Here is a 13894-nt window from a genome sequence, read left to right on the forward strand (position 1 = left end):
GGGTCTTGTCGTTATAAAGAGAAGATGAAAAACGAGCGATGGGGTGAATAGATGGAACGATATGATTTTATTGCGATTGGTTGTGGTCCGTATAATCTCGGTTTGATGGCCCTCGCGGAAAAGACGGGATTACGGAGGGTTTGTTTTGAAAAGCGTCAAGAAATGATGTGGCATGAAGGCATGCTGATTGAAGGTATGACGATGCAAACACATTATTTACAAGACCTCGTCTCGCTCGCTGACCCGACCAACCCTTGCAGTTTTTTAAATTATTTGCATGAAACTGGGCGCATGCAGACGTTCATCACACAAGAGCAAAACAAGATCCCGCGAACGGAGTACAATCGGTACTTGCGCTGGGCGGCTGAACGATTATCGACAATCCGTTTTGGTCACTATGTCTCTGATGTACAGGTCGTTGAAGATGGCTTTGTTGTGACGGTCGAGTCAGGTGGGCAAACGACTCAAGTTCATACGACATCGCTCGTTCTCGGTACCGGTGCAGAACCCGATGTACCGAGTGGGTTTGAACAAGTTATACACACGAGCGACTATCTTACATATCGAGATGTGCTAAGGGATCGTTATCGAGTTGCAGTTGTCGGGAGTGGGCAGAGTGCGGCGGAAGTGTTTCTTGATTTGATGCGCAATGCGACGGATGACCAACGGATTGACTGGATCACTCGGTCGAATCATTTTGAGTCACTCGAATCGGGTAAGCTTGGCGACGAGATTTTTAGCGTGGACTATGTCGATTACTTTCATGGATTGCCATATGACTCACGGCAGGAACTTCTTCGTTCCTTCGAACGTTTCCGCCACGGGGTCAACCCTGAGACGATGACGTCGATTTACGAAGCGCTCTATCATCGGACGGCGGAAGGGAATCCGGAGCGGACAGAGATGCTCACGCAAGTCGAGGTAGAGTCCATATCGTATGACTGGTTGACACATCGATTGAAAGGAACCAAACAATACACGCACGAAGTGGTTGAAAAGGAATACGATCTTGTCGTTGTGGCGACAGGGTATCGCCCGGTTGTCCCATCCTTTATCGATCGACTTCCAATCGTCTGGGAGGCGGAAGGCGAATGGGCTGTCGATGAAACGTATCGCGTGGTCATGAGCGAGTCATTGCATGGGCAGTTGTTCACACATACGAACTTAGAACATTCTCACGGTCCCGCTGCGACTAATTTAGGGATGGCCGTCTATCGGAATGCATTGATGTTGAATGAGATGTCCAAATCGACTGTATATCCAATTAAGCATCAAAAGCCGTTTACGACATTTTGACAAAAAAAAGGCTAGGCAAATTGCCTAGCGGAATCAGGGGGGAATACTTGAAGTCTTGCTTGATTTGTATTTACCCGGACCTTTGACTTTAAAACATTTCAATTCGTTGAAATAATCTTTTTTACTAATTTCTACACTTTATCGAAAAAAGTATGTTATAGTAAGTTGATGAATTTAGCATAGGAGTTGTTTGTAATGGCAAAATACGAAAAAGATCAAGTTTTAAAAGGTAAAGTAACAGGAATTCAACCATTCGGTGCTTTCGTGGCACTCGATGACGAGACTCAAGGTCTTGTCCACATTTCAGAAATCTCACACGACTACGTAAAAGACGTAAACGACTACGTTCAAGTCGGTCAAGAAGTTGAAGTGAAAATCCTTGAAGTGGATGAAGCTTCTAAAAAAATCAAGCTTTCAATGAAAGCGACTCAAGAAGCTCCAAAACGCGAGAAGTCTGCGAAACCAGCTCGTCGCGCGCCACGTCGCAACGAAGCATCTTCTAACTTCAAGCAAGAAGAAGCTCCAGGATTCACAGTTCTCAAGGACAAACTTGAAGACTGGATCAAAAACACGAACTTCAAGAAGTAACGACTTCAAGGTGACCCGATTTTTCGGGTCACCTTTTTTTTTACAGGAAATAACGATTCACATGAAGAATGGTTAGACCGTATAGGAGGAGATATTATGAAAATTGGCATTATTGGATCGGGAGGCATCGCGACGAATGCCCATATTCCGAATTATATTAAAGCTGGAGTAGACGTCGTGGCGATCATGAACCGGACACGGGCTAACGGTGAACGTGTCGCGCAGAAGTTTGGCGTCCCGAACGTTTATGAGACGGTCGAGGAGATGCTTTCGAGCGAACAACTCGATGCGGTCAGCATCTGTACACCAAACGCCTTACATAAAGAGCAAGTGCTGCTTGCGCTTGAAGCAGGATGTCACGTTCTCTGTGAAAAGCCACCTGGTATCTCGGAGAATGAGGCAATTGAGATGTTAGAAGCGGCAAAACGAGCTGGAAAAACATTGCATTATGGATTTCATTATCGCCATCGAGCGGACACCATCCTGTTGAAGCGCATGATTGATGCTGGGGAGCTGGGAGACGTCTATGCGACGACAGCACTCGCCCTTCGACGACGCGGAATTCCCGGGTGGGGTGTGTTTACGAACAAAGAACTACAAGGCGGTGGAGCTTTACTCGATGTTGGAGTACATATGTTAGACCTTGCACTTTACTTGATGGGATACCCGGAGCCAAAAGAGGTCATCGGGCATGTGGGACAGTATTTAGGCAGTCGCCCGGGAGTCGGTCTATTGGGGGATTGGGATTATGCATCCTTATCTGTCGAAGATACGGCGAGAGCGATGGTTACATTCGAGACGAAGGCGTCGTTGATGCTCGATGTAAGTTATATGGCCAATCTCGAGGACAAAGATACGATGCGGGTCGAGTGTCGCGGGACGAATGCCGGCGCCAGTCTATTCCCGCTCAAACTGCACACTGAAAAACATGGTGCGTTGTTTGATGAACAACCGGCGTATTTACAAGAACATGATCCTTATGAGAAACAGATTCAATCATTTCTTGAAGCGTGTCGGCAAGAGCCGGACTATCGTCAAGCTGAAGAAGCGGTCATTTTACATCGAATCATCGATCGCATCTACGCGTAAGCACGATACTTTTCATTCCTTAAAAACAGGGTATATAGTGTAGGTGTTACATATTTTCGCGAGGAGGATGATTTATGCACAACTTTGAATACAAAAACCCGACGAAGCTCATTTTTGGAACACATCAGGTTGAAAAGCTGGCAGGAGAACTTAAAGCGCTCGACACGAAAAAAGTGATGCTCGTCTATGGTGGCGGAAGCATCAAAAAGAATGGGACGTATGATGAGGTCGTGGCTGAACTTGAGAAGGCGAATATCTCATATGTCGACTTCTCAGGGGTTGAACCGAATCCGCGCATCGAGACGGTACGTCGTGCGGTGAAACGAGCTCGTGAAGAAGAGGTGGACGTGTTACTCGCTGTCGGCGGAGGTTCCGTCATCGACTGTACGAAGTTAATCTCAGCGGCAATCCCTTATGAGGGGGATGCGTGGGATATCGTGCTCCGTGAACATGTTCCGACAGAGGCGGTGCCGTTTGGGACAGTGCTCACCCTCGCAGCGACAGGGTCAGAGATGAACGCGGGATCGGTCATCACGAACTGGGAAACGCAAGAGAAGTTCGGATGGGGTCATCCGCTCGTCTATCCGACTTTCTCCATCCTCGACCCACGTTATACGGTCTCAGTTCCAAAGGACCAAACCATCTACGGAATCGTCGACATGATGAGTCACTGTTTCGAACAATACTTCCACCCGAACCATGCGCCGGTCCAAGAGCGCATGACCGAAGGTGTCTTGAAGGCGGTCGTCGAATCGGCACCGAAACTCGTGAACGACTTGGAAAACGTAGACCTTCGCGCCATCATCTTATTCTCTGGTACGATCGCATTGAACGGTGTACTTCAGATGGGTGCATCAGGAGACTGGGCATCACATAACATTGAACACGCCGTATCGGCTGTACATGATATCCCGCATGCGGGCGGCCTCGCGATTCTCTTCCCGCGTTGGATGGAGCACGTACTGGATGAAGACAATGCGTATCGTTTCGCACGACTCGGTACAGAAGTGTTCGATGTGGAACCGGCTGAAAACGACTTGGAGACAGGAAAACGGACAATCGAGGCGATTCGTGCATTCTTCGACGCGATCGGTGCGCCGAACTCGCTCCGTGACTATGATATCGATGATTCGACATTCGATGCAATCCTTGATTCAGCGATGAAACGAGGCGCGTTCGGTGGCTTCCGTACGCTTGAACGAGAAGACGTTGCGCATATCCTTGAATTGAGCAAATAAGGCGAATTCTTGCCTATTTTGCAATAATGATTGAACGAATCCGACGTTTCCGTTTATGATGGGTCATGTATGGCTCTTTCAGGAGCGATTTAAAGGAGGAAATGACATGTCAACTGTACGTTTCGATTATTCAAACGCGCTCTCATTCGTAGGGAAGCATGAAATCGACCAAATGCAAGAAACGGTAAAAGCCCTTCACTCGGTGATTCATGAGCGGAGCGGTGCCGGAAGTGATTTTCTTGGGTGGGTCGACCTTCCGACCGAATACGATCAAGATGAGTTCGCACGAATCAAAGCTGCGGCGGAACGAATTCGCGATAATTCAGACGTTCTCGTCGTCGTCGGAATCGGAGGTTCATACCTCGGAGCCCGTGCAGCGATCGAAATGCTTCAACATTCGTTCTTCAACGTATTGTCAAAAGAAGAGCGCAAGGCGCCACAAGTATTCTATGCGGGCCACAACATCTCTTCGACGTATATGAGAGAGTTGCTTCAAGTGCTTGAAGGAAAAGACATCTCCATCAACGTCATCTCGAAATCCGGAACGACGACGGAGCCGGCAATCGCGTTCCGCGTCCTTAAACAATTCATGGAAGACAAGTACGGTCAAGAAGGTGCGCGCGAGCGTATTTATGCGACGACGGACCGTGCCCGCGGTGCACTCAAGACGCTCGCGGACGCAGAAGGTTACGAGTCATTCGTCATTCCAGACGATGTCGGTGGACGCTTCTCTGTCCTCACACCAGTCGGCCTTCTTCCAATCGCTGCTGCAGGCATCGACATCGATGCGTTGATGGAAGGAGCGCGTGACGCACAAAACGCTTACAGCTCACCAGAGTTGTCTGAAAACGAAGCGTATCAATATGCGGTCGTGCGTAATGCCCTTTACGCGAAAGGCAAATCAATCGAGATGCTCGTCAACTACGAGCCGGCGCTTCACTACGTGTCAGAGTGGTGGAAGCAACTTTACGGTGAATCAGAAGGGAAGGACAATAAAGGAATCTTCCCTGCAGCGGTCGACTTCTCGACAGACCTTCACTCGATGGGTCAATATATCCAGGAAGGTCGTCGTGACTTGTTCGAGACAGTCATCCGTGTGAAAGAAGTACGTCACTCGATGAATGTCCCTGAAGACGCACAAGACTTAGACGGCTTGAACTTCCTCGCCGGTGAGACGATTCAGTTCGTGAACGACAAGGCGACAGAAGGGACGCTTCTTGCGCACACTGACGGACATGTCCCGAACCTTGTCGTCGAATTGCCAGAGATGACACCGTATCACCTCGGTTACATGTTCTACTTCTTCGAAAAAGCATGTGCGATGAGCGGCTATATCCTCGGCGTCAACCCGTTCAACCAACCAGGTGTCGAAGCGTACAAAGCGAACATGTTCGCATTGCTCGGCAAACCAGGTTACGAAGAACAAAAGGCAGAACTCGAGAAACGCTTGAATCAGTAAAAAAACAGATCGGTCCGCAAGTCGGACCGATTTTTTTGTTTGAAACTGGGTGAAGACAAGGTAAAGTGAGAGTAGACAGGGGAAAGAAAGGGATGGACTATGAAGACATTCAAGGATTACTATCATAATCAAGTCGAGTTAAGCTTCACTCATTATCCGTTCTCAGACACACCGCTCCACGTCTGGGTCGTCACCCGATTTAAAGACAAATGGGTTTTGACGAAACATAAGCAACGCGGACTCGAGTTTCCGGGTGGGAAAGTCGAACCAGGAGAGCACGAAGACGATGCCGCCATCCGGGAAGTATTTGAAGAAACCGGAGGGGTCGTCAAGACGTTACGATACATGGGGCAATATCGTGTGCTCGGTCGTGGCGACACGGTCATCAAAAATATTTATTTTGCGGAGATTGAACGGTTTGAGGATCATCCTGCCGTTGATGAGACAGACGGGGCTGTCCTGGTCGATGCCTTGCCGGACAATCTGTTACGGAATCCACGTTATAGCTTTATGATGAAAGACCGTGTCTTGCCAGAAACGATGAGGGTTTTATATGAGCAACAGTTGGTTTGACCGCATCGATGTATTGCCACCTTACGCGGGTTTTCGGGTGACACGCGGTTGGTATACGACCGATGACGGTGAACAGGTCGTAGCGTATTCGATTGAACCGAAACGGTCGAACGGGCAAGTGTTAATGTATTTGCGAGGAGGGACGGCGCGGATTGGCGACGTTCGTTTGCCCCGTCTCATGCAATTCGCATCGAGAGGCTTTCATGTCGTGGCCCCGGTCTATCGAGGGAATCATGGTGGAACGGGGAGAGAGGATTTTGGTGGGGAGGATTTGGAAGACGTGCTCTCGCTTTATGATCGTGTCCAAGCGAGCGGATATCCGATTCACGTACTCGGCTTTTCAAGAGGGGGCATGATGGCCCTCTCTCTCGCATCTGAACGTCCGGTCACCACCGTCACGTCATGGGCCGGTGTGACGAACCTCGTATGGACGTATGAAGAACAACGTTCGATGCGGAAGATGTTACGTCGAATGACCGGTGGGGACCCCGAATCGGCAGAACCTGCCTATGTTGATCGTTCCCCCCTCTATAAAGAATGGGAGGCCCCGACATTGATCATCCACGGTACGGATGATGAGCAGGTCCGGTTGCGCCATGCGACGGCGATTGCTGAAAAGCTAGGGCAGCAAGCTGAATTTTGGGTGCTCCCGTTCGGACACCAACTCCCGTTCTGGGATAAGTGGAAGACGACCGAACAAGCGATGGACTGGATGCTACGGCAAGCGAAAGCACCGACTCGATGAGTCGGTGCTTTCGTATTAGATGACAAGTGGACCGGCCGCGATGACTGACTCACTCGCTTTTGTGAAACGCTTAAAGTTCTCGCTAAATTTCATGGCGAGTGCTTTCGCCTCCACGTCATAACGATTCGGGTCGTTCCATGTATCGCGTGGATTGAGTACCTCGCTCGGCACGCCTTCGATGGCTACCGGGATCTCGACATTGAATATGTCGTGGTTCATCGTCTCGACGTCACGAAGTTGACCGTTAATTGCCGCATTGACCATCGCGCGCGTGTAAGCGAGCTTCATGCGCGAACCTTCGCCATAGGCACCGCCTGTCCAGCCCGTATTGACGAGATAGACGTCTACATCGTGTTGCTCAATCAATTTTCCGAGCATATCCGCGTAACGCTCTGGTGCGAGCGGGAGGAACGGAGAACCGAAGCAAGTCGAAAACGTCGCTTGAGGCTCAGTGACGCCTCGCTCTGTCCCGGCAAGTTTTGACGTATAACCGGACAAGAAATGATACATCGCCTGTTCTTTCGTCAATTTGCTGATTGGTGGTAAGACGCCGTACGCGTCTGCGGTCAAGAACACGATTGTATTCGGGTGTCCGGCGCGTGACGGGAGCATCGCATTGTCGATGAACTCGATTGGATACGCAGCTCGCGTGTTCTCTGTTAGAGAGACATTTTTATAGTCTGGTGTCCGATCCTCGTTCAAGACGACGTTCTCGATCAAAGAACCGAATCGGATGGCATCGTAGATTTGTGGCTCATTTTCACGCGACAGATTGATCGTCTTCGCGTAGCAACCACCCTCGATGTTGAAGACGCCGTCTGGTGACCACCCATGCTCGTCGTCTCCAATCAAGTGACGCTCTATATCGGCCGAAAGTGTCGTCTTTCCTGTCCCCGACAAGCCGAAGAAAAGGGCTGTTTCGTTTGCATCGTTCACGTTTGCCGAACAGTGCATCGATAGCACGTTTTGCTCTGGCAACAAAAAGTTCATAACGGAGAAGATTGATTTTTTAATTTCGCCACCATATTCCGTTCCCCCGATCAGAATCGTGCGCTTGGCGAATGAAACGAGAATAAACGTTTCGGAGTTCGTACCATCGACCTTAGGGTCAGCTTTATAGCTCGGTGCGTAAATGACTGTAAACGGATCAAACGCACCTTTCGCTGGCCATTCACGCAAGAAAAGCTGTTTTGCGAATAGGCTGTGCCACGCATATTCCGTGATTGCACGGACGGGCAACGTGTAATGCTCATCCGCACCGGCGGACGCCTCCAAATAATAGAGTTTCTCTTTCTTTTCAAGATGGTCGAGTACTTTCTCAAGAAGTGCTGAAAACTTTTCTTCTGCGATTGGCTGGTTGACCTTCCCCCAATCGACAAGGTTGTTGCTGACTTCATCTTGTACGACGAATTTGTCTTTCGGTGACCGTCCTGTGAAAGCACCGGTGCTGACAGATAATGCCCCGTCTTTTGTCAATACACCTTCGCCATTTTGAATGGCTTCTTCCACCAGCTCTGGAACCGTCAAGTTCCGGTACATGTCGGCACCATTAATTAATTCTTCGATTTTCAGGAGCGTTGTCGCCATCCTGAATCCCACCTTTCCCCTAAATAGATGTGGATGAAATCCGCATACTTTCGCGACTGCATTTAATCAGTATGACATTTTTAATTATATGTGACACACTAATTAAAAACAAGCGTTTATCTTTTTAAGTAAGCGCTTTCTTACAAGGGTATTTTATCACATTCTCTTATCACGAGGTGTTAAAAAATAGAAACGAATCAAAAAAAGATCAAGCGATTCATAGACTTAAATGTTTTTCAAGTGTGTGAAAAGTTTTACGAATTCGTTCGATTCCCTTGACATAATCGAGTGTCATTTATATGATGGTTTTCGTAACGGATACTCTTATTCTGAGCGGTGGAGGGAACAAGGCCCTACGAAGCCCAGCAACCGTCCGACATGAAGTCTTGTGCGGAAAAGGTGCTATCCTGAAGCGAAGCCATTAGCTTCGAACGATAAGAGGGTAAGGAAGAACGATTCAACCTTTCCCTATGTATGTCATCGGGGGAGGTTTTTTTCATTACCGTCCCAAAGCAACGCGTAAGGGGAACGAGTACCGTCCACACATCACCCTTATTATAGGAGGTTTTTTGAATGTCAAAATTGAACCGTCGACTTTTTACTTCTGAGTCGGTTACTGAAGGACATCCAGACAAAATTTGTGATCAGATCTCTGACTCGATTTTGGATGCCATTTTAGCGGAAGACCCGAATGCCCGTGTTGCGGCTGAAACGTCTGTCACAACGGGTCTCGTACTCGTAGCTGGTGAAATCACAACGTCAACTTACGTGGATATCCCGAAAGTTGTTCGCGAGACCATCCGTGAAATCGGATACACCCGTGCGAAATATGGCTTTGATGCAGAAACATGTGCGGTCTTGACGTCGATTGACGAACAGTCGGTCGATATCGCGCAAGGTGTTGACCAGGCACTCGAAGCACGTGAAGGTCAGATGACTGAAGAGGAACTCGATGCAATCGGTGCAGGAGACCAAGGTCTCATGTTCGGATATGCGACAAACGAAACGCCTGAACTCATGCCACTTCCAATCTCGTTGGCGCACAAGTTGTCACGTCGTCTTGCTGAAGTGCGTAAGAACGGCACGCTTGCTTACCTCCGCCCAGACGGAAAGACTCAAGTGACGGTCGAGTATGACGAAGAGAACAACCCGGTTCGAGTTGACACGATTGTCATTTCGACGCAGCATGCGGAAGACATCACGCTCGAGCAAATTCAAGAAGACTTGAAAAAGTACGTCATCGAAGCGGTCATCCCTGCTGAACTCATCGACGCTGAGACGAAGTACTTCATCAACCCGACTGGTCGTTTCGTAATCGGTGGACCACAAGGTGATGCTGGACTTACAGGCCGTAAAATCATCGTCGATACGTACGGTGGATATGCTCGTCACGGTGGTGGTGCATTCTCTGGTAAAGACCCAACAAAAGTTGACCGTTCAGCGGCATACGCAGCTCGTTATGTAGCGAAAAACATCGTTGCAGCAGGACTTGCGGACAAAGCCGAAGTTCAACTCGCTTACGCAATTGGTGTGGCGCATCCAGTATCCATCGCTGTCGATACGTTCGGTACTGGTAAATTGAGTGAGACAGAACTCGTAGAACTCGTTCGTGAGAACTTTGATCTTCGTCCGGCAGGCATCATCAACATGCTTGACCTACGACGCCCGATTTACAAGCAAACTGCTGCTTATGGTCATTTTGGTCGTACAGATGTAGAACTCCCATGGGAGCAGACAGATAAAGCAGCCGTTCTTGAAGAAGGCGCGAAACGTTTCGCATAATTAAAAACGACCTTTCCGCGGAAAGGTCGTTTTTTTATTATGCGATTATTTGGTTTGGTCAGTTGATGAATCGTTCTCAGTTGTCTCCTGCCCGAGCGCCGTGTCTTTCGCTTCGACGACCTTCTCACCGATATCTTGTAAATCGGATTTGGCTTCTTGAGCCGTCTCAACGATTTTATTCACGTCTTCCTTGACGGTGTCGACTTCCCCGACGACTTTTTCATAGACGTTCTGAACATCTGTCGAGACTTCCTGAATCTTACCTGAAGCCGTCTTGACTTGCTCGATGACTTGAGAGGCCTTGCCTGCAGGGTCTTGTTTGACTTCGTTGACCATTCCGCCGACTGAAGATTTTGCGCTCGAGAAGGACTGTTTTGTCTGCTCGCGATTCGAAGAGCTAAGCAAGGCGAGAAGACCACCGACGAGGGCACCGAGCAACATCCCGGTCACGACATTTATTTTAGGTCCTCCTGTGTCTGTCTGATCAAACTGACGGTTCGGGTGATCTGTTTGTTCTACTTTCGGGTCATGCTCTAGTTTAGGTTCCATCTTTTCCACTCCTTCGTATAATTGGCATTGGTTGTGTTATACCCGAGACGACAGAAGAGTTAACGTCACCGATTAATTTTTCATAGAAATGAAATGTAGGGCAGGATAAAAATAGAATGATAGGGAATGATACAACTAGACTGGCCAAAAGGGGGAAGCTGTCATGAACATGAGAGAAGCAGTGCCAAAGGATGCGACGATGATTCGTTCGATTGCACTTGCGACAATTTCATCGGAAGATTCGAATCGAACGAGAGCGATGGAGCGTGCCTATCGACAAGAGGAGATTGTACGTGCAATCAGTTCAAGTGAGGAAGCACGGGAACAGTATTTTATCGTTGGCGAGCACGGAGAAGAGGTCATCGGATTTTGTCACGCCATCGACCGCGGTGACAAGTGGGAGATGCTTCGTCTCTATCTGCACCCCGATCATCATCGGAACGGGTACGGTGCAGCCTTTTTGGCCCAACTTCAATCAAAGAAGACCCAACCGATCGAAGTGTACGTTGAAAACTCGAATGAACAAGCCATTGCCTTCCTCTTACATCAGTCGTTCGTAGAAGTGAATCGGATACAAGAAGAAGTATATGACGAACCGATGGAGCTCATTCATTTGCGTCATGACCCGAGCTAAGCCTCCGGACGGATTTTGTCCAAACATCAGTTGCGGCTGATGTTTTTTTGATACAATGAACATAGTCTATAAATGAGGTGACGGCAGCATGACATATGAAGAAACACGAAAAGGAGTCATCGTCATCGTGTATCCGCTACAGTTCACGTCCCGGATCAGCGAGAACTTTATTCGACGACTTCAGGACGAGTACGAAGTGATCGTCGTCCGCGACAAGTCAATCGGATTGATGGCAGATGACCATAAGCAACTTATCAAGCGGGCATTGCGTGAGGCTGGTGAATTTAAGCTACCAATTCACGTCGTGGCATTCAGCATCGGTGCACTCTTTACGAATCGGCTCTTGCAGGAGTACGATGTTCCGCTTGGTAGCCTGACTTATATCTCACCACTGTTTGACTGGCATGCGACACGTCAAATTGGCGGTTTGAAACAAGCCGTCGCGAGTGCCGTCGATCGTTTTCGCCCAGACTTGCCACTCGGTATGATGACATTTACCGGAGGAGGAGACGAATCGTCTCGGTTTGGTGAAATCACGTATGCGCAGTATCGGGAGATCGAAGAAGAAATCGTTGAGCATCAGGAAGAGAAAAAACACCTTCCACGACTTCCGCTCGCTTGTTTTTATGCACCAGACGATCAATTTGCGGATGTGAAGTTGACGCTGAACGTTTGTCGGAAAATCGGTGGAGACCAAGTATATATCCGTCGGCTGGAAGGGTTCCCGCACTTCGGGTATGAGCGATTGAACACGAAATTCGCGGAAACGCTCATCACGTTTTATGAACTGATTCAAGAATGATAAAAGGCGACTCCTCGGAGCCGCCTTTTATCATTTACGTTTTTCGATTGCTACGATAAACGGAGGGTGGTTGATTTGGTTGATGAAGCCATAGCGGAGAACACCGGCTTGCTTTTGGTCAAGTGATTCCACGTATTGAAGCACCTCGTCCCGTTCGGTCTTCCCACTTTCATGACCGTGATAGACGACGATCACGATGACACCACCGACAGCCATGACGTCTAACAGTTGATTCAGTGCAGCGACCGTCGTATTCCCATGGGTCGTGATGGATTTGTCGCTACCCGGTAAATACCCTAAATTGAAGACGGCTGCCGTTATGGGGCGTGATTCACGATCGATGACGGCGCCGACCGTGTCATGACTATCGTGAATGACGGTCACCCGTTCGGTGAGACCGGCCTCGTCTATACGTGCTCGGGTCGCCGTTACCGCTTCTGATTGAATATCAAACGCAAAGACATGACCCGTCTCTCCGACCGCATTTGCCAAGAACAATGTGTCATGACCGTTCCCGGCAGTCATGTCGATGGCGATATGTCCCTCTTCAATGTGGTCATGTAGTAGTTGTTTTGCAAAGGGTAGAACTCTCATTAATCCCATACATCTCATCCTTCTTTTTTCCTTGGAAGGAATCCCTTCGCTCCAGTTCCGCCCGAATCTTGTTCAACACCTGCATCTTGTGGCGACTCCATAACGGACCGATCAATAGGTCGGGTGGGCCGTCACCTGTCAATCGATGAACAATCACCTCGGGTGGGATCCGTTCCAGCTGGTCGCAGACGAGGGCGATATAAGTATCTTCCTCCATCAAATTGAGCATCCCTTTTTCGTATTGACGTGCGAGCGGTGTGTGTTTCAAGACGTGAAGCAAATGAATCTTGATTCCTTGTATGTCCATTTTAGCAACTTCTCGGGCTGTGTCGAGCATCATCTCTGGTGTTTCGCCCGGTAGGCCGTTGATGATGTGCACGCATACGCGAATGTTATGACGACGCAGTTTCGCAAGACCGGTCAGGAATGTCTCATAGTCGTGACCGCGATTGATTTTTCTTCCGGTCGAATCATGGACTGTTTGAAGACCGAGCTCGACCCAAAGCGACGTCCGTTCATTCAACTCTGCTAAATAATCGACAACGTCATCTGGAAGACAGTCTGGGCGTGTCGCAATCGAAAGCCCGACGACCCCTTCCTCTTGCAGTGCTGGTTCGTACAGTTCGCGTAACCGCTCGACCGGCGCGTACGTATTACTGAACGCTTGAAAGTAAGCGATGTAGTTGGCGTGTTTCCACTTCCGATGGAGACGAGCCTTCACTTCAGCAAACTGGACGGGGATCGGATCACAGGCATTCCCCGCAAAATCCCCACTTCCGTCATCCGAACAGAATGTACATCCTCCCTTCGAGACGAGACCATCACGGTTCGGGCACGTGAAGCCGCCATCGAGCGGGACTTTAAACACCTTGTTGCCGTACTCCTGACGATATGCCTCATTCAATGTATGATAGCGGTTTTGACCAAATGGATTCATGATATCTCTCCTTCCTTGCTC

At 49.0% G+C, this 13894-nt stretch carries 14 protein-coding genes and 1 riboswitch; of the genes, 10 read left to right on the plus strand and 4 right to left on the minus strand.

The genetic code is table 11. The features are described 5' to 3' along the window. Window positions 1–51: 51 nt before the first annotated feature. The 7 genes from KNP00_RS03530 to KNP00_RS03560 all read left to right on the plus strand — a co-directional run bounded on the left by KNP00_RS03530 (window position 52) and on the right by KNP00_RS03560 (window position 6988). Window positions 52–1296: a lysine N(6)-hydroxylase/L-ornithine N(5)-oxygenase family protein gene (locus KNP00_RS03530; protein WP_215142336.1), complete on the plus strand. Its 1245-nt coding sequence runs from the start codon at window positions 52–54 to the stop codon at window positions 1294–1296. Between the two features lie 195 nt (window positions 1297–1491). Beyond that, window positions 1492–1884, plus strand: a complete 393-nt coding sequence (yugI, locus tag KNP00_RS03535) for a S1 domain-containing post-transcriptional regulator GSP13 (RefSeq protein WP_215142338.1) — start codon at window positions 1492–1494, stop codon at window positions 1882–1884. Window positions 1885–1980: 96 nt separating this feature from the next. After that, window positions 1981–2973, plus strand: a complete 993-nt coding sequence (locus KNP00_RS03540; RefSeq protein WP_215142340.1) for a Gfo/Idh/MocA family protein — start codon at window positions 1981–1983, stop codon at window positions 2971–2973. Between the two features lie 74 nt (window positions 2974–3047). Further along, a complete protein-coding gene (locus KNP00_RS03545; RefSeq protein WP_215142342.1) occupies window positions 3048–4211 on the plus strand; it encodes an iron-containing alcohol dehydrogenase in 1164 nt (387 codons plus the stop codon). Window positions 4212–4317: 106 nt separating this feature from the next. Continuing rightward, window positions 4318–5670: a glucose-6-phosphate isomerase gene (locus KNP00_RS03550; RefSeq protein WP_215142344.1), complete on the plus strand. Its 1353-nt coding sequence runs from the start codon at window positions 4318–4320 to the stop codon at window positions 5668–5670. A gap of 99 nt (window positions 5671–5769) precedes the next feature. Further along, entirely contained in the window at window positions 5770–6243 is a 474-nt protein-coding gene (gene ytkD, locus KNP00_RS03555) for an RNA deprotection pyrophosphohydrolase (RefSeq protein ID WP_215142346.1), read from the plus strand. Continuing rightward, window positions 6224–6988 (plus strand): alpha/beta hydrolase family protein, encoded by a 765-nt coding sequence (locus tag KNP00_RS03560; protein WP_215142348.1) that lies wholly within the window; start codon window positions 6224–6226, stop codon window positions 6986–6988. Before ytkD ends, KNP00_RS03560 begins: the two co-directional genes overlap by 20 nt. A gap of 15 nt (window positions 6989–7003) precedes the next feature. Here KNP00_RS03560 and pckA read toward each other — a convergent pair whose 3' ends face one another. Next, complete coding sequence (gene pckA, locus KNP00_RS03565) at window positions 7004–8575, minus strand: phosphoenolpyruvate carboxykinase (ATP) (protein ID WP_215142351.1); 1572 nt, start codon at window positions 8573–8575, stop codon at window positions 7004–7006. Window positions 8576–8896: 321 nt separating this feature from the next. After that, window positions 8897–9016: riboswitch (SAM riboswitch) on the plus strand. A 132-nt stretch (window positions 9017–9148) separates the two neighbouring features. On the opposite strand from pckA, the gene metK reads away from it, so the two are divergent. After that, a complete protein-coding gene (gene metK, locus KNP00_RS03570; protein ID WP_215142353.1) occupies window positions 9149–10357 on the plus strand; it encodes a methionine adenosyltransferase in 1209 nt (402 codons plus the stop codon). Window positions 10358–10402: 45 nt separating this feature from the next. Here metK and KNP00_RS03575 read toward each other — a convergent pair whose 3' ends face one another. Beyond that, window positions 10403–10906, minus strand: coding sequence for a hypothetical protein (locus KNP00_RS03575; protein WP_215142357.1), 504 nt, complete (start codon window positions 10904–10906; stop codon window positions 10403–10405). 163 nt (window positions 10907–11069) lie between these two features. Here KNP00_RS03575 and KNP00_RS03580 point away from each other — a divergent pair, with 163 nt between their 5' ends. Together KNP00_RS03580 and KNP00_RS03585 are read left to right on the plus strand one after the other, a co-directional pair. Next, on the plus strand, window positions 11070–11540 hold the full coding sequence (locus KNP00_RS03580; RefSeq protein ID WP_215142358.1) for a GNAT family N-acetyltransferase: 471 nt from the start codon (window positions 11070–11072) through the stop codon (window positions 11538–11540). A gap of 88 nt (window positions 11541–11628) precedes the next feature. Next, window positions 11629–12342, plus strand: coding sequence for an alpha/beta hydrolase (locus tag KNP00_RS03585; protein WP_215142359.1), 714 nt, complete (start codon window positions 11629–11631; stop codon window positions 12340–12342). A gap of 30 nt (window positions 12343–12372) precedes the next feature. On the opposite strand, the gene mnmM is transcribed toward KNP00_RS03585, so the two are convergent. Both mnmM and mnmL read right to left on the minus strand, forming a co-directional pair. Further along, window positions 12373–12945 carry a tRNA 5-(aminomethyl)-2-thiouridylate-methyltransferase MnmM gene (gene mnmM, locus KNP00_RS03590; protein WP_215142361.1) on the minus strand — a complete coding sequence of 191 codons (573 nt, stop codon included), beginning with the start codon at window positions 12943–12945 and terminating at the stop codon, window positions 12373–12375. Beyond that, window positions 12899–13873 (minus strand): tRNA modification radical SAM protein MnmL/YtqA, encoded by a 975-nt coding sequence (mnmL, locus tag KNP00_RS03595; protein ID WP_215142363.1) that lies wholly within the window; start codon window positions 13871–13873, stop codon window positions 12899–12901. Before mnmL ends, mnmM begins: the two co-directional genes overlap by 47 nt. Window positions 13874–13894 lie beyond the last annotated feature (21 nt).

It is taken from the genome of Exiguobacterium qingdaonense, assembly GCF_018617855.1.
Classification (GTDB): Bacteria; Bacillota; Bacilli; order Exiguobacteriales; family Exiguobacteriaceae; genus Exiguobacterium; species Exiguobacterium qingdaonense.